The 20,518-nt window shown below is 40.7% G+C and carries 17 protein-coding genes and 1 pseudogene; all 18 read left to right on the forward strand.

The features are described 5' to 3' along the window. Positions 1-131 precede the first annotated feature (131 nt). The 18 genes and pseudogenes from G5B12_RS11645 (at position 132) to G5B12_RS11730 (ending at position 20,425) form a co-directional block, all read left to right on the forward strand. The gene (locus tag G5B12_RS11645) at positions 132-1,370 is read left to right on the forward strand and encodes a hypothetical protein (protein ID WP_008707136.1); all 1,239 of its coding nucleotides are present in this window, start codon (positions 132-134) and stop codon (positions 1,368-1,370) included. Between the two features lie 21 nt (positions 1,371-1,391). Beyond that, the gene (locus G5B12_RS11650) at positions 1,392-2,096 is read left to right on the forward strand and encodes a CHC2 zinc finger domain-containing protein (RefSeq protein ID WP_118137594.1); all 705 of its coding nucleotides are present in this window, start codon (positions 1,392-1,394) and stop codon (positions 2,094-2,096) included. After that, positions 2,005-3,354, forward strand: coding sequence for a virulence-associated E family protein (locus G5B12_RS11655; protein ID WP_118137596.1), 1,350 nt, complete (start codon positions 2,005-2,007; stop codon positions 3,352-3,354). Before G5B12_RS11650 ends, G5B12_RS11655 begins: the two co-directional genes overlap by 92 nt. Positions 3,355-3,661: 307 nt before the next feature. Further along, on the forward strand, positions 3,662-3,838 hold the full coding sequence (locus G5B12_RS11660) for a hypothetical protein (RefSeq protein WP_171030313.1): 177 nt from the start codon (positions 3,662-3,664) through the stop codon (positions 3,836-3,838). A 128-nt stretch (positions 3,839-3,966) separates the two neighbouring features. After that, positions 3,967-5,640 (forward strand): RNA-binding domain-containing protein, encoded by a 1,674-nt coding sequence (locus G5B12_RS11665; protein WP_022388874.1) that lies wholly within the window; start codon positions 3,967-3,969, stop codon positions 5,638-5,640. 31 nt (positions 5,641-5,671) lie between these two features. After that, entirely contained in the window at positions 5,672-7,396 is a 1,725-nt protein-coding gene (locus tag G5B12_RS11670) for a hypothetical protein (protein WP_173733152.1), read from the forward strand. A gap of 119 nt (positions 7,397-7,515) precedes the next feature. Then, complete coding sequence (locus G5B12_RS11675; RefSeq protein WP_118137600.1) at positions 7,516-9,051, forward strand: recombinase family protein; 1,536 nt, start codon at positions 7,516-7,518, stop codon at positions 9,049-9,051. Beyond that, a pseudogene (locus G5B12_RS11680) lies at positions 9,038-9,193 on the forward strand (sporulation transcriptional regulator SpoIIID); the annotation flags it as partial. The gene G5B12_RS11675 and the pseudogene G5B12_RS11680, both read left to right, overlap by 14 nt. A 183-nt stretch (positions 9,194-9,376) precedes the next feature. Beyond that, positions 9,377-9,781, forward strand: a complete 405-nt coding sequence (locus G5B12_RS11685) for an ACT domain-containing protein (protein WP_021976037.1) — start codon at positions 9,377-9,379, stop codon at positions 9,779-9,781. Between the two features lie 527 nt (positions 9,782-10,308). Next, complete coding sequence (locus G5B12_RS11690; protein ID WP_174088322.1) at positions 10,309-12,819, forward strand: YfhO family protein; 2,511 nt, start codon at positions 10,309-10,311, stop codon at positions 12,817-12,819. Positions 12,820-12,862: 43 nt separating this feature from the next. After that, the gene (locus G5B12_RS11695) at positions 12,863-13,102 is read left to right on the forward strand and encodes a hypothetical protein (protein WP_021976039.1); all 240 of its coding nucleotides are present in this window, start codon (positions 12,863-12,865) and stop codon (positions 13,100-13,102) included. A 228-nt stretch (positions 13,103-13,330) separates the two neighbouring features. After that, complete coding sequence (gene rpsL / locus G5B12_RS11700) at positions 13,331-13,750, forward strand: 30S ribosomal protein S12 (protein WP_118062180.1); 420 nt, start codon at positions 13,331-13,333, stop codon at positions 13,748-13,750. A gap of 229 nt (positions 13,751-13,979) precedes the next feature. Further along, positions 13,980-14,450, forward strand: a complete 471-nt coding sequence (gene rpsG / locus G5B12_RS11705) for a 30S ribosomal protein S7 (RefSeq protein WP_207660371.1) — start codon at positions 13,980-13,982, stop codon at positions 14,448-14,450. 18 nt (positions 14,451-14,468) lie between these two features. Continuing rightward, positions 14,469-16,592 (forward strand): elongation factor G, encoded by a 2,124-nt coding sequence (fusA, locus tag G5B12_RS11710; RefSeq protein WP_255493942.1) that lies wholly within the window; start codon positions 14,469-14,471, stop codon positions 16,590-16,592. Between the two features lie 126 nt (positions 16,593-16,718). Continuing rightward, on the forward strand, positions 16,719-17,912 hold the full coding sequence (gene tuf, locus G5B12_RS11715) for an elongation factor Tu (RefSeq protein ID WP_015526359.1): 1,194 nt from the start codon (positions 16,719-16,721) through the stop codon (positions 17,910-17,912). Positions 17,913-18,164: 252 nt separating this feature from the next. After that, entirely contained in the window at positions 18,165-18,539 is a 375-nt protein-coding gene (locus tag G5B12_RS11720; RefSeq protein WP_118070844.1) for a TnpV protein, read from the forward strand. 88 nt (positions 18,540-18,627) lie between these two features. Beyond that, positions 18,628-19,077, forward strand: a complete 450-nt coding sequence (locus G5B12_RS11725) for a MarR family winged helix-turn-helix transcriptional regulator (RefSeq protein WP_118070845.1) — start codon at positions 18,628-18,630, stop codon at positions 19,075-19,077. Beyond that, on the forward strand, positions 19,070-20,425 hold the full coding sequence (locus tag G5B12_RS11730; RefSeq protein ID WP_330597706.1) for an MATE family efflux transporter: 1,356 nt from the start codon (positions 19,070-19,072) through the stop codon (positions 20,423-20,425). Before G5B12_RS11725 ends, G5B12_RS11730 begins: the two co-directional genes overlap by 8 nt. Positions 20,426-20,518 lie beyond the last annotated feature (93 nt).

Consider the following 20,518-nt stretch of genomic DNA (forward strand, 5'->3'; position numbering starts at 1 on the left):
AGCCATTGCCCAGTGAGTTGATGCGTGCGTCTACTCGTACTGGGTATTACCTGACGCAAATTCACGCAGGTTTGCAGCTTCGCTGCCTTATTTAATTTGGAAAAACGTGAAAAAGGAGGGCAAGAAAATTATTGAAAGCAACAAGACACAATGGACGCTCCGGGAAAAATGGCACTTATAATCCCAGGCATAATGATCGCCGTTTCGACTTGGAAAACAGTGAACATATTGATGCTGGAAGAGTCAGAGAAAATATTTACTGGGACTGTTACCGTGGCTATACCACAATGCAGAACAGGGAAGAAGATTCTCAGGATATCAGTTTTGAGAAAATTGAATGTACTTTTTATCAGGAACATTATGGAAAATATATAGAAGCGCAGAATGAAAGAAATGCAAGAACCCGTCATACAGAGCGTAACCGATCTGTGGAAGATTTACTAAAGAACAATAAAACCTGTCCAGAGGAAACTATTTTTCAAATAGGAACAGTAGAAGAATCTGTTTCCTATGAAATATTACTTGCGGTCGTACAGGACTTTACAAAGCAGTTCACAAATCGGTTCGGTTCTCATGTCCATATTCTGGACTGGGCACTGCATTTGGACGAAGGAACGCCGCACATTCATGAACGTCATGTTTTTGATTGTGAGAATAAGTACGGGGAAATCTGTCCCCAGCAGGAAAAAGCACTGGAAGAATTAGGGATTGCACTTCCAAAACCGGATAAACCTAAAGGCCGCAATAATAATCGAAAGCAGACTTTTGATGCTATTTGCCGGACAATGCTTTTTGATATAACTCGAAAATACGGGTTGCATCTGGAAGAAGAACCGTCTTATGGAGGGCGAGATTATCTTGAAAAGCAGGATTATATCCTGTTTAAGCAAAAGGAACAGATGAAAAACCAGACAGAAATACTGGATACACTTACTCTGAAAATTGAAGAAGTAGAAGCTTTGATCGATGAAGTTTCAGATATTGCTTACGACAAAGCTGTGGAGGTTGTGACGGATGAGGTCAGAGTGGAAACCCATAAAGAAGACATTCGTCTGGTAGAACAGTCAAAGGCGTGGGTGCTTTCCCCTGAGCGCAAGGCTTCCCAAAAAGAAAGAACTTATGCTGTAAGTCGATTGGACGGAGTAATTACCAAAATTACAAAAGCTATGCAGACAGCAGTTAAAACAATCCAGACCACGCTGATAAAACCGGAAGTCAAAAAGGTGAATACCGAACAGATTAAGAAAAAAGCCAGAAGTTCCATTCTGGATAGGCTGGCAAAAGCAAAAATTACTGCGGAACAGGAGAACCGAGAGCGATGGGAACACGAAGGAAGAACTAAATTGGGAAGGAACGATATGGAGTTGTGATGTAAAGAAAAGAGGAAAAGGATGAATATATTTGAAGCAGTTAAACAGTCTGTGACTACCTGGCAGGCTGCAGAAAGCTATGGAATACGGGTAAACAAGAATGGAATGGCGGTCTGTCCATTTCACCGTGACAAGAATCCAAGCATGAAAGTGGACAGGCGTTTTCATTGTTTCGGATGTCAGGCAGATGGGGATGTGATTGATTTTACGGCACACTTGTACAATTTAAAACCAAAAGAGGCGGCAGAGAAATTGGCAAGAGATTTTTCTATACATTATGAGAACATGGGGCACAGCCCGCCACAGAGAAAACAAATCAAACGACAGCTAACACAGGAACAGAGGTATCTGCAGGCAGAAAATAGATATTTCCGTGCACTGGCAGATTACCTGCATTTGTTGAAACAGTGGAAAGAAGAGTGTGCTCCGAAACAGGTGGAAGATGTCTGGCATCCGCTGTTTATGGAGGCATTGGAAAAAATATCAGAAACAGAGTACCTGTTGGATACATTATTATCAGGCACATTAGAAGAACGAGTTGCCGTAGTGGTGGCTCATGGGAAGGAGGTGACAGCGATTGAACAGAGAATTTCAGACTTTATCACCACAGACACGACAGGAATTGTGCGAAGTAATGGATATAATGGAAACGGAGTTGACAGTAGAGGAAATCAGAGAACAACTGGAAATGACACAGAAGGGTGCTGTGAAAAACAATCGGCATAACTGTAAGCTAATTTTAGAACATGATCCTCTGTTAAAAGATGTATTCCGGCACAATATTTTGACTGAGCAGACAGACATTGTAAAACCCGTGTGGTGGGAACGGATAAGCCCGGCATTCACAGATATGGATTTGAACTATATTATGCTTTATTTGGAAGAGACTTACGGTTTGACGATGGATAAGATTGTGCAGAAAAGTATTGTCCATCAGGCAGATCGGAACAAATATCACCCTGTCCGGGATTATTTGAACAGTCTGCAATGGGATGGGCAGGAACGTATCCGCTATGTGCTGCATCATTTTCTTGGTGCACCTGTGGATGAGTTGACCTATGAAAGTATGAAAATGTTTTTGCTGGGAGCTATTGCCCGTGCGTTCCGCCCCGGAATTAAGTTTGAATATATGCTCTGTCTGGTCGGGGGTCAGGGCGTGGGAAAATCTACATTTTTTCGTTTCATGGCAGTAAAGGATGACTGGTTCACTGATGACATTGGCAAGCTGGATTCAGAAAAAGTTTATTGTCAGCTTCGCGGTCACTGGATGATTGAAATGTCTGAAATGGTTGCAACGGCACGTTCCAAGAGTATTGAGGAAACAAAGAGCTTTCTGAGCAGGCAGAAAGAGACTTATCGGGATTCTTATGCAGTATATGCTCTTGATCGTCCGAGACAATGTGTATTTGGAGGAACATCCAATATTAAGCGATTCCTGCCGTTTGACCGTACCGGAAATCGAAGATTCGTTCCGGTTCAGACGAACCGGGCAGAGATGGAGGTTCATATCCTCGAAAATGAGAAGGAATCCAGACAGTATATTGATCAGGTGTGGGCGGAAGCAATGATGTTGTACCGTAATGGGAATTTTAAACTGGCGTTTTCAAAGGAAACAGAAACACAGCTTGATAAACTGCGGCAGGAGTTCATGGCGGATGATACGGAAGCCGGAATGATACAGGCATGGCTGGATGAACATGAAGACAGAAAAGTCTGTTCATTGATGCTTTTTAAAGAGGCACTGGACAATCCTTATGTAAAGCCGAAGAAGGCGGAGACAGACCGCATCTGTGAAATCATGAATACAAGCATTGTGGGTTGGAAACAGGGGACGATGACAAGATTCAAGGATTACGGTACACAGCGTTCGTGGGTATGTGTAAACGAAAACTGTAAACGAGACGCAAAAGACTTAAAAAATGAAAATGACTGGCATCCGGTTACTGAGGAGGAAGCCCGGCAGATGGAGTTATCCTTCCAGTAAAATGCCAGTCAGGTTTACGGTAGTTGGCGTGTTGTTTACGCTTTTATCTATGGTTATTGCTTTGAGTTGTAGAATTTGTAAACAGTAAACAGATATATAAGAGTAATTTGGTATTGAGGAAAGAAAACTGAAAAAACAAAAAGAATTAGATTTTTTGGAGTTTGTTTACAGCGGTGGTTTACAACAGGGATGCCCCTTTGACTGGCATCTATTTAAGTTGAACAGGAATGACATTTAGCAGGACTATTTCAAAGAACATTTTCATAGTTATGGACAAGGATATACGGGAGGAGGTGGGAATTCCGCTATGAAAAAGAGAAAACTTAATTATCGATTCCATAATCCAAACACTGCGGAAGTAACCGCCGACTATCTGTTAAAGATATTGATTGAAGCAAATGCAAGTAAGGTGGAACAGGCAATACAAGAAGCAGCGGATGAGCTTCCCAATGAACCAAAACATGATGGAGGGTGTCCTGCGTAGCGCGTGGGATGCCTTTTATTTTTTTGCTATTGCTTGTGTTCTGTCTGAAAATCAGTTAAAATTAGTTCTAGAAAGTCATAGATTAGTCATAGAATTTAGTCATAGAAAATTTTGAAAGGCGGAAGAATATGATATATACGGATAGCCAATTAAAAGAAAAGATTGTTCGCATGATAGAATCCTTTGAAAATGAAGTTGTAGAATTTAAAGAAGCACGCACAAATTATTCGTTTAATGACATTGGTAAATATTTTTCTGCACTTAGCAATGAAGCAAATCTTCGGGGATTACAGGAGGCGTGGCTGATTTTCGGAATTTCGGATGATAAACGATATGTAGGAACGGAATTTCGGAAACAGGGAAGTCTGCAAAGTTTGAAAAAGGAAATCGTAAATGGAACCAATGAACGATTGACATTTCTGGAGATATACGAACTGACAATGGAAAAATGTCGAGTGATAGCATTTCAAATTCCTCCAGCTATTAGGGGGATTCCGACAACATGGCAAGGGGCAGCGTATGCCAGAGAGCATGAATCTGTATCGCCGCTTCCGATGAATAAAGTAGATCTACTTAGAAATCAGATAGGAATGGATTGGTCAAAAGAAATTGTAGAAGATGCTACCATAGAAGATTTGGATGAAGAAGCGATTAAAAGAGCAAGAGAACTTTTCTCAAAACGTCAGAGTGATCGAAAAAAAGCACAGGAAGTTTTAAAGAAACTGTCTGATATTGAGGTTTTAAATAAAGCTGGTATTACAATAAAAGGAAAAATAACCAGAACGGCGTTATTGTTATTAGGAAAAAGTGAGGCTAAATATTTCTTTGATGGCTTTATTCCTAGAATTACCTGGACACTTTATAATGCAGATAATTCGGTAAAAGCTTATGAACATTTTGATATACCGATGTTAATGGCAGTGGATAAGGTATATTCCAGGATCAGAAATGTAAAGTATCGCTATATTGCCGGACAGCAGACTTTGTTTCCGGATGAAGTAGATCAATATGAACCAGAGCTGATCAAAGAGATTATTAATAACTGTATTGCTCATCAGGACTATCGCTTGCGTGGAAAAATCAACGTAGAGGAATTTGAGGACAGACTGGTATTTATCAATGAGGGGGCTTTTATACCAGAAACTATTGAACAAGCACTGGAACCGGGATATAAACCACCGTATTATCGAAATGTGTTTTTGTGTAACGCAATGGTAAATCTGTATATGATTGATACAAATTCAATGGGAATACCAATGATGTATCAGATACAGCGTGATAAATGCTTCCCATTGCCGACATATGATTTGAACACAATTAATAGAGTTACAGTGACTGTGTACGGAAAGATATTGGATAAGAATTATACTCAGCTTTTATATTCCAATGAAGATTTAGATATGAGAACTGTATTTTTGTTGGATAAAGTTCAGAAACAGGAAGTAGTTTCTAAAGAAAGCTTTAAGGATTTGAAGAAAAAAGGTCTTGTGGAAGGACGTTATCCTAATGTTTTTGTATCTTTCAAGGTGGCAGATATTGTCGGACAGAAAGCTGCTTATGTTCGAAATAAAGGGTTAGATGATGATATTTGCAAGCAGTTAATTATAAAAGCACTTCAGTCAATGGGAGAAGCCAGCAAAAGAGATTTAATGGAAGTACTGGAAAAAGCATTGCCAGAAGTACTTAGCGATGAACAGAAATCGAAGAAGGTTTCTAATTTGTTACAGGCAATGAAAAAGGATGGAATTGTTGTTACAACAGGAACTAATAGGTATGCAAAGTGGTACTTGATAAAAAAATGATTGATTTACAAAAATGCGAGGGGGATGAAAAATGAAATATATTACACAAGATTGGACATCTACTAAGGATGGATATTTATTTTTTGTTCAAAGACTACAAGAAATGTTGTTTCATTATTCAGATGATATTGTTAAAGCGCCTGTTCATAATACACAAACATTATTAGAAGAATATGTTGATACTGAAAAAGATGTGGTGAAAGGGAGTATTAAGCAATATCAATTAGATATAATTGCAAAAGAGATTAAGTCGAGTTTAATGACAGACGTTATTGTTCGAGAGTTGTATAAATATGAAGTTATTGAAGAGATGGCAAAATTTTTAGATAAAGATCAAAGAACAGCGGTACATTATATATTCAATAAGATACCAAAGAAAAAGTACTATGAAATATGTTGTAAATACTTGAAAGAAAATTTGTCGGAATCAAACCGTAAAACAGAAATTGAAAAAGGACTTCGTGCTTGGCTTGCTTTTTTGCTATGGCATGGATATTCATCGGAATATATATATAGATTCCTGAGAAATATATTTGAGGAAAGTATAAATGATCCAGAAAAAAAAGCACAGATTTTTTTGAATAGGTTTGATTTTGAAATTGGTAAATACAAAGTGTACTTTGTTTTTTATGAAAAATTAAAGCCATATCAAAAGTTGTTAAATGAAAGATTGCATATTTCGTTTGAAGATGATGGTTGCTTTAAACAGATTAAAAGAAAGCAAAAGTCCTTTATAGGGGTTATGGAAACAAAGGCATATGATAATTATTCAGCAATGAAACGAGCGTATTCTGCATTAGAAATTTTTTTGAGATATTTAGAAGTTTTTTTGAATGATAATATCAGTGTAATAGGTAAAAACGTATTGGTAATTCGACAAGATACCCAAGAGGGAATAATTCTTCCCGTAAAAGCGTTTGGGTATAAAAGTATCAAGCCTGAGCCACGAGAAAATTTTAAAACTGAAATAGATACAATTGTTTTGGGATGCCAAGAAAAAGGAAAGGAAACTTATTCTCAGCTTAATAAGATTGTTGATTTGCATAATGCGGCATTAAATCAACAAGACTTAAATGATGCATTTCTTAATTTGTGGTCAGCGTTGGAGGTTGCAAGTGTTACAGATAGTTCAAAATCCAAAATTGAAAGCGTTACTGATAATATAGTTTCCATTCTACAAAATGACTATTTCGAATGCATATTTTCTAATATACTTGACGATTTGAAAAATAATTTAGGTAATCGAAAAGTAAGTTTGTTGCTTAAAGATATAACAGAATTCGATAAAGAGATTTGTAAAATCGCAGGCTTTATATTTCTTGAAAAATATGAGAAATATCGAGAAGATTATTTTGCGAATGAGCTTAAGTATTATCCCAATATACGTTATAAAATATATAACTTATATGAGCAAAGAGAAAATCGCGAAAAATTATGGCATCTTTCCGAAAAGTATTGTCAAAGAATTGAATGGCATCTTTATCGCTTATATAGGCTTAGAAATGCTATTGTTCATGCAGGGGAAAGCCATAAACGAATACAAATGTTAGGAGAACATTTGCATATCTATGTGGATCGTGTAATTCTTGAGTTGATGGTTAAATTAGCAAAAGATAAATGCCTTGGGACGATACAAGATGTTTTTACAGATACATATTTGTTATTGAATAAAAAGAAAAAAAATTTAAAAGAACCAGGTAATGTTGATGAACAATCCATTATGCTATTGTTAGAAAATTTTTTTATCGAAGAGTAATGCATATAAGGAATATTCTGAAGAAAGGGTATTCCTTATTTTGCTATTTACAATTATATTTTAGATGGTACAATAAAGTTGTAACAGAACGACTTAAATATAACAGAAAGGTATTAGATATGAATATAGCTGCTTATTGTCGTGTCTCCACTGATAAAGCTGATCAGCTCAACAGTCTGGAAGCTCAAAAGCAATTTTTCTCTGAGTACACCCAGCGTACTGGTGACAACTTAGTTAGATTATATGCAGATGAGGGTATTTCAGGCACGAAAATAAAAAATCGAAAAGAATTTTTACGCATGATGGCTGATGCTGAACATGGACTATTTGATATGGTAGTAGTAAAGGACATCTCTCGCTTTGCCAGAAATACTGTAGACCTTCTGCAGAATGTCCGCAAACTGAAAGCATTAGGAATCGAGACACAGTTTTTGACGGCCAACATGACCAGCATGGGAAACAGTGAATTTGTTCTGACAATCTTCGGTGCATTGGCGCAGGAAGAAAGTGCCAATACTTCAAAGCGTGTGAAATTCGGCAAGAAAATGAATGCTGAAAAAGGACGAGTTCCGAATATTGTGTACGGATATGATAAAACCATTGGAGATTACTTTAATTTGGCAATCAACGAGGAAGAAGCAGCTGTTATCAGGCAGATTTATAAATGGTATATCGAAGAAGGATATGGTGCCGCCAAGATTGCAAACATGCTGAATGCGAAAGGTATCCGAACAAAGCGTAATTGTCAGTGGAGCCAGAATGCGACGTGCCGGATTTTAACGAATGAACTTTATACCGGAAAAATTATCAACGGCAAGCAGGAAGTAGCTGACTTCCTGACTGGACAGAGAACGGAAAAAGACGAGACGGAGTGGATGGTAACAGAACGTCCGGAACTGCGGATTATTGAGCCGGAAATGTATGAAAAGGCACAGGAGATTTTGGAGTGCAGAAGCAAGACTTTTAAATTAACAAAGGAACGGCAGAGCAATAAGTATTTGTTTTCTACTCTGATTAAATGTAAGGAATGTGGCTGGTCATTTCGACGAACTGTTCGTACTTATAAGAATACTTATATTCGCTGGGTATGTTCCGGTCATAATGGACGTGGGGCGGATAGCTGCCCGAATGCTCAGACAGTGGACGAGGAAGAGTTGATTGAAGTTCTGTCCGAATACTTTTCCGAGCTGCTGAAAGCAAAGAAAAATGTAATTCGTCACGTAACAGGCGAATTCCAGAGGGTTTACAAAGCCAAGGATGAGAACCTGAATTACGAAAAGGAATTGAACGCACAGCTTCACAAGCTTCAAAAAATGCGTCAGAAATACATGGATATGTACACCGATGACCTCATTACACGTGAGGAACTGAATGAAAAAATCGGCGGCACAAAACAGGAAATCGAGCGTCTGGAGAATGAGTTGAAAATGGTTGCTTATCACCTGACAAAAGGTGAACAACTGGAAATAATCTTGAATCGCACGTTTAAAGAGATTGAAGATATTTCCGATGTTCACCAGATGACCAATGCACAGCTTAAACGGATTATCCAGAAAATTGAAGTAGACAAGGATGGTAACGTAGATATTTACTTACGAATCTTCGGTGATTTAGGCTTAGATGAAACCGTTCTAATTAGTGACAACCAAACATAAAGATTGCGTGGAACGGCTGAAAGTGATCAACCCGGCACTGGCCGTTGAGGTGAGGAAAGTTCTTGATGTGAACAAGCGGGAACGACATATCCGGGGTGGGCTTGCTACACGGGAAAAATATCTGCATGCACATATGCGGTGAAGTTTTTGACCGGGGGAATGTTGGTCATAAAGTACCTGTGTTTATGAACGTGAAGTAAAATGAAATGAAAATGTCCGGGCTCTTCCCTGAATTACTTCGGTTGACATACAAGGTGAGATGTGCGAAGATTTACCATATGATAAAACAGCAAAACACATTTCAGAGGAAAGAGAGGATTTTATTATGCTGAAACAGTTATCTATCTATGCAGAAAATAAAAAAGGTGTTATGCAGAACATTACCGGGATCCTGAAGAATGAGGACATCAACATTCTGGGATCAGTTACCAATGACAGTGCAGAGTACGGAATCGTGCGAATGGTAGTTTCTGATCCGGATAAGGCGAAGGAGGCACTGATCGCTGCCGGATATCTCTGTCACGTGATCGATGTGATCGGTGTGGAAGTTGAGGATAAAACCGGAAATCTGAATGATCTGCTTCTTACACTGAAGGACAGCAACGTGAGCGTGGATTATCTGTATCTCTCTTTTAATCGTGATTCCGGAAAACCGATCATGGTATTCCATACCGAGGACACCATGGAAGTAAGAGCCTGCCTGAAGTCCAGAGGATACACAGTTTTATAAAAGCAGAATTTTATCCGGACAGCAATGTTGTGCCCATCGGATCAATATTAAAAAGTTCTATATTATAAACATTAAATATTAATTTTACAAATGTATATGGTCATGCTATCATATAGCCATAATAGTTCTTAACCTGTAAACAGCCACCTCAGGATATGTGAATATCCTATATCATACAGGCCCGGAACTAAAAAAACTCATCACATAAAGTTAATAATTACACCCATGAAGGGATCTGTGGATCAGCGTACACAGATTCTTTCGAAGAAAGCTGTTACATCAGCGGAGTTTTCTGTGTCTCCAATGATGTGGCAGCTTTTTTCTTTGATCCTGAAAAAATTCGCAGTAATTTCACAAAAACATGATACATTATGAAGCGTGTTATAATCAGGTCTGTGAGAAATGACAGAATCATAAAAATATGGCAAATCGAAATACGAATATCTGCTTCAGCGAAAAAGCCGAAACTGTTTATTTCTGGCAGAACTCAAAATCCGACGGAAAAGAATCAGACAGAAGAGGAAAAAATGATGAGATTGATAAAAAAACAAAGTGTGGGAAAAAACATCAGGCGAAAGAACAGCAGTTGGGTCTATATCCTGGCCTTTCTGTTTCCTGTGATGATATTTGCGGCAGGTTTTGCAATGAAAGGAGTTTATCCTTTTGGGGAAAATTCGGCGCTTGTTGTTGATGGTGTTCATCAGTATACAGCCTTTTATAAGGAACTTTTAAGCCAGCTGGAAAAAGGCGCAGGGTGGACGTATTCCACACATTCCATGGGTTATGATTTTTACGGCCTGTTCTGTTATTATCTCAGCAGTCCGTTCAGCCTTCTTGTGCTGCTGTTTATGAAATTCATGTATGTAAATGATGCAGTAACAGCTGTGATCCTGATCAAGGTTGGGCTTTGCAGCGTGTCCATGGCCTGGTATTCCGGGAAAAAATATCCAGGCAGAGGGAGTATGGCGGTTTCTCTTGGATGCATGTATGCGTTGTCAAATTTTCTTATGGGATACTACAGTAACGTAATGTGGCTGGACTGTATCATACTTCTTCCGGTATTGGCATACTTTATCGAGCAGCTGGTATATACCGGAAAATGGTACGGGTATTGCCTGGTGCTTGGGTGCTGTATTTTAACCAGTTATTATATGGGATTTATGTTATGTACCTTTTCGGCTCTCTATTATCTGGCAAATCTGGCTATCATAAAATCTGACCAGCGGCCGGAGAAAATATTGCATTCTCTGCTGAAATTTGCCGGGTCTTCCATTGCCAGTGCATGTCTTGCGGGAATTACTCTGATTCCTGGCATTGTGGCTGTATCCAGGACTGCAGCAGCAGAGGAAGCTGGAACAGGGCTTGCCGGTGTTTACGGAGATATCTGGAAGCAGCTGGGAGCGCTGATGGAGGATTCCCTGTCTTTTGTGAAATCCAGCGAACAGGGAGATGTGAATCTTTACTGTGGCTGTGCAGTGCTGCTTTTTGCAGGGATGTATTTTCTGAACAAAGAAATCCGTACCGTGGAAAAGATCATGACGGGAGCGTTGGTCATTTTTTACTTTGCGGGTTTTCATATCACAGCGTTAAATCTTCTGCTTCATGGAATGCATAAACCGGTGGGAATCCCCAACCGTTTTGCTTTTATCCTGATCTTTCTGCTTCTGAGGATGTCCTGCGATGCGTGGGGGAAAACAGAGAAGGTGAGTGAAAAGCGGCTGTTCGCGGGATTTGCTGCGGTGGAAATATTCTGCATGGTTGTGGGGATTAAAAGTGGAAAAGCAGGAGAGGTTCTGCTTACAGAAGGGATTCTTGCGGGAATGTTTCTTACAGTGTGGACGGGAAATTATTTTTGTGGAAAACTTTCAAGACATCCGTTTGGCTGTGTGGAAATCCGAAAAATCTGTGGAGGGGTACTGGCTGTTTTGATCCTGGCTGAGACAGGAATTCACGGAATTGTCAGCATTACAGATAACGGAACTGCAAATCGCGATATTTATGTGGAAAGTGAGCAGGAGATTGGTGGATTACTGGAGTCTGCCGGCGTGGATCAGGTGGATTACCGCACTGCGATCGTAAATCCCCTTGTGAGAAATGAAGAAATACTGTATCAGCTGAACGGGATGTCCATGTATTCTTCCACCAATACAGAGGAAATGTGGAATTTTGTGAAGAACATGGGGTTTGAAAATCTGGAAAATCGTTTTCAGTATGCAGGATCTACGGAAGTGATGGATATGCTTCTGGGGATACGATATCTGTTTTGCAGGAATACAAGAACCCTTCATACTGCTTATAAAAAGATTGCAGAAAGCCAGTCATTTGACCTGTATGAAAATCCACGGGCTCTGCGATCCGGATATATGGTCAGCGATTCTGTGCTGGATTATGCAATGGAAGGAACAGACCCGCTTGAAGTTCAGAACCGTCTGCTCAGTGGTATTGTAGGAAAAAGACTGTACAAAATGCAGACAGTCAATTCTGATACTGCCCTGATTGGAAACACAACTTTTAATATCCATCTGAAAAAAGGAGAACATGGATATCTTTATATTCCGGGAACAGAACCGGATACAGTGACGATTAATGGACAGGAGCAGAAGTCTGATTATTGGAATAATAATTTTCTGGATCTGGGAACTTATAATGTGGATACCATTGTGCAGATAACTACGGGTACCGGTATGCACGAGGCTGTTCTGGGAACATACCAGGAATCTGAACTGGATTCCATTTATGAAGAACTTTCTTCTCAGCAAATGGATCTGAAGGATGGAAAAGGCAGTATATCTGTAAAAAAAGACGGAATTCTTATGCTCAGCGTATTCTATGACCCGGATATGAAGGTTTATGTGGACGGAGAAAAAGCCGATGTAAAAAGTATTCAGGGACTTACCGGCGTGAAACTTTCACAGGGAACGCATATAATTACCATGAAATATCAAACTCCGGGATTGAAAACAGGAGCAGTTCTTTCTATATTAATGGTGGGAATACTGGGAGCGATCTGCTTTGCCCGAAAATTCAGAAACAGGTAAATAACAGACAACGATATAAAAGGAGAAATGGGGAGTGTAAAATATGAAAATTGCCATGATAAACGGACAGAATCACAAAGGTTCTACCTATCATATAGGAAAAATGCTGGCAGATAAGCTGGCAGAAAAGATCCGCAGGAATTATGGCCATGTGAAACCAGGGCTGAAAACAAAAGCTTACTTCGAGGTTATGCGTAAGCTTGTAAAGAGCGGCTGGAATGAAGTGGATGTGGCTTACTGGAAGGAACATGGCTGGACAGAAAAGGCCAGACCGTGGAAGTAAAACTTCCATTTTCGCAGGGTTGTGACATCTATGAAGAAAACTGCGTTAAACCCCTGTAAAATCAGCAAAAATTCTTTATAAAACACCTTGACAAGCTCTGTATTTACGGTCTATAATGAGCAAGCGTGCGAATGAAACGTTATATTTTCGCATGCCGTAATTTGTAAATAGCAACCGCAAGGCCCCATGGGAAAGCCCATGGAGAAATAAATCGGGAGGTGAAATGGAATGCCAACATTCAACCAGTTAGTAAGAAAGGGCCGTCAGACAGCTGTTAAGAAATCTACAGCACCGGCTCTGCAGAAAACATACAACTCTTTAAGAAAGAAAGCAGTTGATCAGGCTGCTCCACAGAAACGTGGTGTTTGTACTGCTGTTAAAACAGCTACTCCTAAAAAGCCTAACTCAGCTCTTAGAAAGATCGCCAGAGTTCGTCTTTCCAACGGTATCGAGGTAACAAGTTATATTCCAGGAGAGGGTCACAACCTTCAGGAGCATAGCGTTGTTCTTATCCGTGGAGGAAGAGTTAAGGACTTACCTGGTACAAGATACCACATCATCAGAGGTACTCTTGATACCGCAGGTGTCGCTAACAGAAAACAGGCTCGTTCCAAATACGGAGCTAAGAGACCTAAAGCTAAAAAATAATTTAAGTAGATCAGAAATCTACGCCGCTTCCTGATTGCAGATAATCAGGAGGATTACAAAGATATTATTCATCTAATGTATTACAGCGGAAGACTATAAGGATTTGTACGGTATTCCATATACCCTGTCGGTTGCGGGTTAAATATAGGACCTTACCAGTGCGAACATGCAATAGTTTTACTGCGTGAGTACCGATGATATAATCAATATGATTAAGGAGGGAAGTAACGTGCCACGTAAAGGACATACTCAGAAAAGAGACGTTCTGGCTGACCCGATGTACAATAACAAAGTGGTTACCAAACTTATCAATAACATCATGTTAGACGGTAAGAAAGGTGTTGCTCAGAAAATTGTATACGGCGCATTTGCCAGAGTAGAGGAAAAAGCTGGTAAACCAGCAATTGAAGTATTTGAAGAGGCTATGAACAACATCATGCCAGTTCTCGAGGTAAAAGCAAGACGTATCGGTGGTGCTACTTATCAGGTTCCGATCGAGGTAAGAGCAGACAGACGTCAGGCACTTGCTCTTCGTTGGCTTACAATGTTCTCACGTAAGAGAGGCGAGAAGACAATGGAAGAAAGACTGGCTAATGAGCTTCTGGACGCAATGAACAACACAGGTGCATCCGTTAAGAGAAAAGAAGACATGCACAAGATGGCTGAGGCAAATAAAGCATTTGCTCACTATCGCTTCTAATTCGAGGAGGAAAATTCATTGGCTGGAAAAGAAGGAAGAGAATATCCATTAGAGAGAACCAGAAATATCGGTATCATGGCGCATATCGATGCTGGTAAAACAACTCTTACAGAGCGTATTCTTTATTATACAGGTGTTAACTACAAGATCGGTGATACTCATGAAGGTACAGCGACAATGGACTGGATGGAGCAGGAGCAGGAGCGTGGTATCACAATCACATCCGCAGCTACAACATGTCACTGGACTCTTGAGGAGAACTGCAAGCCAAAGCCAGGTGCTCTTGAGCATCGTATCAACATCATTGATACACCAGGACACGTAGACTTCACTGTTGAGGTTGAGCGTTCCCTTCGTGTACTTGATGGTGCTGTCGGCGTTTTCTGTGCTAAGGGTGGTGTTGAGCCACAGTCTGAGAACGTATGGCGTCAGGCTGATACCTACAATGTACCTCGTATGGCATTCATCAACAAGATGGATATCCTTGGTGCAAACTTCTACGGTGCAGTAGAGCAGATCAAGACTCGTCTTGGTAAAAACGCTATCTGCCTGCAGCTTCCAATCGGAAAAGAGGATGAGTTCAAAGGAATCATCGATCTTTTCGAGATGAAAGCTTACATCTACAATGATGAGAAGGGTGATGACATTTCCATCACAGATATTCCTGAGGATATGAAGGAAGATGCTGAGCTTTATCATACAGAGCTGATCGAGAAGATCTGCGAGCTGGATGATGACCTCATGATGGAGTACCTTGAGGGAGAAGAGCCTTCTGTAGACAGACTGAAAGCTGTCCTCAGAAAAGCTACCTGTGAGTGTACAGCAGTACCGGTTTGCTGCGGTTCCGCTTACAGAAACAAAGGTGTTCAGAAACTTCTGGATGCAATCCTTGAGTACATGCCGGCTCCTACAGATATCCCGGCTATCAAGGGTGTTGACCTTGACGGCAACGAAGTTGAGAGACATTCATCTGATGATGAGCCATTCTCCGCTCTTGCATTCAAGATCATGACTGACCCATTTGTAGGAAAACTTGCTTATTTCCGTGTTTATTCAGGAACAATGAACTCCGGTTCTTATGTACTGAATGCCACAAAAGATAAAAAAGAGCGTGTTGGACGTATCCTTCAGATGCACGCTAACAAACGTATGGAGCTGGATAAGGTTTACTCCGGTGATATCGCTGCAGCGATCGGATTCAAATTCACTACAACAGGTGATACAATCTGTGACGAGCAGCATCCGGTAATCCTTGAGTCCATGGAGTTCCCGGAGCCAGTTATCGAGCTCGCTATCGAGCCTAAGACAAAAGCTGGACAGGGCAAACTTGGTGAGGCACTTGCTAAGCTTGCTGAGGAGGACCCGACATTCCGTGCTCATACAGATCAGGAAACAGGACAGACCATTATCGCTGGTATGGGTGAGCTTCACCTGGATATCATCGTTGACCGTCTTCTTCGTGAGTTCAAGGTTGAGGCTAACGTTGGTGCACCTCAGGTTGCTTACAAAGAGACAATCACCAAATCTGTTGATGTAGACAGCAAGTATGCTAAACAGTCTGGTGGTCGTGGACAGTATGGTCACTGTAAAGTTAAATTCGAGCCTATGGATGCCAACGGAGAAGAGCTGTACAAGTTCGAGTCCACAGTTGTTGGTGGTGCTATTCCGAAGGAATACATCCCGGCAGTTGGCGAAGGTATCGAGGAAGCTATGAAAGCTGGTATCCTCGGAGGATTCCCGGTAGTTGGTGTACATGCAAATGTATACGATGGTTCTTACCATGAAGTCGATTCTTCTGAGATGGCATTCCACATTGCAGGTTCTCTTGCATTCAAGGATGCTATGCAGAAAGCAGCTCCGGTTCTTCTTGAGCCAATCATGAAGGTCGAAGTTACTACACCAGAGGATTACATGGGTGACGTTATCGGTGATATCAACTCCCGTCGTGGACGTATCGAGGGTATGGAAGATATCGGCGGCGGTAAGATGATCCGTGGATATGTTCCGCTTTCCGAGATGTTCGGATATGCTACAGACCTTCGTTCCAGAACACAGGGACGTGGTAACTACTCTATGTTCTTCGAGAAATATGAGCAGGTTCCGAAGTCTGTACAGGAGAAGATCCTTTCCAAAAAGGACTGATCTGATATAAAATAATAAAATGCTTGCAAATAACCTTGGTTTGCAATATAATCAAGGTTAGCAAGTTTAAATCTGAAAAAATGCTCTAATTTTGATAGAGCCAAGTTTTAAGGAGGACATTTTAAAATGGCAAAGGCTAAGTTTGAGAGAACAAAACCGCATTGTAACATTGGTACCATCGGACACGTTGACCATGGTAAAACAACATTAACAGCAGCTATCACTAAAGTTCTTGCAGAGAGAGTTCCAGGAAACGTAGTAGAGAACTTTGAGGATATCGATAAAGCTCCAGAGGAAAGAGAGCGTGGTATCACAATTTCTACAGCTCACGTTGAGTATCAGACAGAGCGTAGACATTACGCACACGTTGACTGCCCAGGACATGCTGACTACGTTAAGAACATGATCACAGGTGCAGCTCAGATGGATGGTGCTATCCTTGTTGTTGCTGCTACAGACGGTGTTATGGCTCAGACTAAAGAGCATATCCTTCTTTCCCGTCAGGTAGGTGTTCCTTACATCGTTGTATTCATGAACAAATGTGATATGGTAGACGATGAGGAGCTTCTTGAGCTCGTTGAGATGGAGATCCGTGATCTTCTTTCCGAGTATGACTTCCCAGGAGATGACATTCCGGTTATCCAGGGTTCTGCTCTTAAAGCTCTTGAGGATCCGGCTGGCCCATGGGGAGACAAGATCATGGAGCTTATGGATGCTGTTGATGAGTACATTCCGGACCCACAGCGTGATACAGATAAACCGTTCGTAATGCCTGTAGAGGACGTATTCTCCATCACAGGACGTGGTACAGTTGCAACTGGTAGAGTTGAGGCTGGTGTTCTTCACGTATCTGAGGAAGTTGAGATCGTTGGTATCAAAGAGGAGACTCGTAAAGTTGTTGTAACTGGTATCGAGATGTTCCGTAAACTTCTTGATGAGGCTCAGGCTGGTGATAACATCGGAGCACTTCTTCGTGGTGTTCAGAGAAACGAGATCGAGCGTGGACAGGTTCTTGCTAAACCAGGAACACTTACATGCCATACAAAATTCACAGCTCAGGTTTACGTTCTGACTAAAGACGAGGGTGGCCGTCATACACCATTCTTCAACAACTATCGTCCGCAGTTCTATTTCAGAACAACAGACGTAACAGGTGTTTGCAACCTTCCAGAGGGAACAGAGATGTGCATGCCTGGAGATAACATCGAGATGACAATCGAGCTGATTCATCCGATCGCTATGAGCCAGGGTCTTACATTCGCTATCCGCGAGGGTGGACGTACTGTAGGATCAGGACGTGTTGCTACAATCATCGAGTAATCACTGACTAGTACGAATTTATAAATATAGAGTACCGCAAGGTACATTGTGTCCAAACGTAAGATACCCCGGAACCGTAAGGTTTCCGGGGTTTTTCTGTTGCCTGAAAATATATAAAAGAGTAGAAAAGAATAACGAACAGTATAGAAAAGCGGTTGCCGGGAGAGAGTCCTGACAACCGTTTGTGATAACAGAATGATAACAAAATAAAAAAGAACAAAACAAAATACAGAGAAATGGAGTTGTAAGAATATGAAGAAACAGATTTATGATGAAAAGAACGGACTGAACTACACACTGCATGGAGATTATTATCTGCCGGATCTGGAAATCAATGAGGGAGAACCCACATATGGGAAATATGGAATAATGCGAAAACAGTTTCTAAAGGAACACAGGAGTGCAAGGTATCAGTATCTGGTACTTACCGGGAAATTGACGGAGCATTTGAATCAGGTCGATAAAGAAGCGAGAGAAAAAGTTGAAATGCTGGTGGAACAGATGGCTGAGCAGTGGGGCGTGACAGAAAAACTGAAGATGCAGGATCAGATGGAATGGGTTAGGAAAATGAATAATATTCGTAGCAGAGCAGTAGAGATTATAGATGTAGAATTGATTTGTGTTTAGGAGGACAAAGCGGCAGATATAATGTTAAAAGTAATTGCGTGCGCACGCATATTGTATTATAATACTGGTGGTTAGGAGGAATATATCTATGAAACTATTAAAATGGCTTTCAGTAACAGACCGATTTTACAAAATCTATTTGGATAAACAGCTTGCCCCCTTTGGAATCAACAACAGCCAATATATGTTTTTGATTAAAATCTGTCGTTCGCCTGGCATTTTACAGGATTCTTTAATGGATATGTTTTATGTTCATTCGAGCAATATTGTACGGACAGTTGCGGCATTAGAAAAGCAGGGAATGATTATGCGTTCCCCAAATGATAAGGATAAGCGGACGTGTAAGCTGTATCCTACGGAACGTGCGCTGTCTGTAATTGATGAGGTACAGACGGTATGTGAAAAGACAGAAGCTCTTTTATTGCAAGGCTTCAGGGAATCTGATAAAAACCTCTTTATTGATTTGCTGATTCAGGCAGGTGAAAATATTACAGCGGAACTCCGTATAGAAAGAAAGGGGGATGAATTTAATGACTGAGAATCCCCTAGGCTATGAAAAAATTTCAAAGCTGTTGAAAAATTTTGCTGTTCCCAGTATTGTGGCGTCTCTTGTCGGCTCAATCTACAATATTGTGGATCAGATTTTTATTGGTCAAGGGGTCGGTTATCTGGGAAATGCAGCAACCAATGTTGCCTACCCGTTCTCTACCATCTGCCTTGCTATTGCACTGCTGGTTGGAATTGGCAGTGCTTCCCGTGTTTCCCTCTGTCTTGGACGCAAAGAGCCGAAAGCTGCCGCCAAAGCAGCGGGAAATGGTATTGTTCTGATGGGGATTTTCGGAATTATTTATTTATTGGTTGGTGAAGCTTTTCTGTCTTTGCTCCTAAAGGCATTTGGGGCAACGACAGATGTATTTCCATATGCAAAGCAGTATGCCAGCATAACATTGATTGGAATGCCGTTTCTTATTGTAACGAATGGTATGAGCAATTTGATTCGAGCAGATGGAAAACCAAAGTATTCAATGGTTTGCATGGTTATGGGAGCTATTATCAATACCATTCTTGACCCTATTTTTATTTTTGCTTGCGATTGGGGGATTGCCGGCGCAGCTTGGGCAACAGTTATTGGGCAAATTTTTTCCTTCATACTCGCACTCCGTTATCTATGGCGTTTCCAAACAATCCATTTTGAAAAAGAGTCGTTTTTATTGGACATCAAAGAAAGTATGAAAATTTGCAGCATGGGAATCAGCAGCAGCTCAAACCAGATTGCAGTTACCGTGATTCAAATCATTCAGTACAATTCGTTGACTTATTACGGCGCATTAACAAAATATGGAACAGATATTCCATTAGCTGCTTGCGGAATCGTTATGAAAACAAATGCCATAATCCTTGCGATTGTTGTAGGAATCTCGCAGGGAACACAGCCGATTATCGGCTTCAACTATGGGGCAAGGCAATACCATCGTGTACGGGAGGCTTACCTGCTTGCGGTAAAATGGAACCTTGTTGTTTCCACAATTGCTTTCATCGCATTTCAATTTTTCCCGCAATCTATCATTTCGCTATTCGGAGATGGGGACGAGCTGTATTTTGAATTTGCTGTTTTGTTCATGCGTACCTATCTTTTCATGGTGTTGGTAAATGGTGTGCAGTTGCTTTCTTCCAGTTTTTTTACCGCAATAGGAAAATCGTTAAAAGGTGCTCTGTTGGCATTAACAAGGCAGACCTTTGTGTTGATTCCGCTTACCCTGCTGCTCCCGCTTCGTTTCGGAATTATGGGAGTATTGCTTGCGGGACCTGTTGCTGATTTTTCAGCGTTTATGCTATCTGTTGTACTGGTGGGTATAGAATTAAAAAAACAAAAAAATGACATGTAAACAACAGCCCTATGTGAAAACATTCTTTTTCCGCCGTTAAGTAATCAAGAAGCAAAAACTTAAAAACCGTTGCGATAAATTTTATAAATTTAG

Origin of the sequence: Blautia sp. MSK.20.85, assembly GCF_013317245.1 — a bacterium.
Lineage (GTDB): Bacteria > Bacillota > Clostridia > Lachnospirales > Lachnospiraceae > Blautia_A.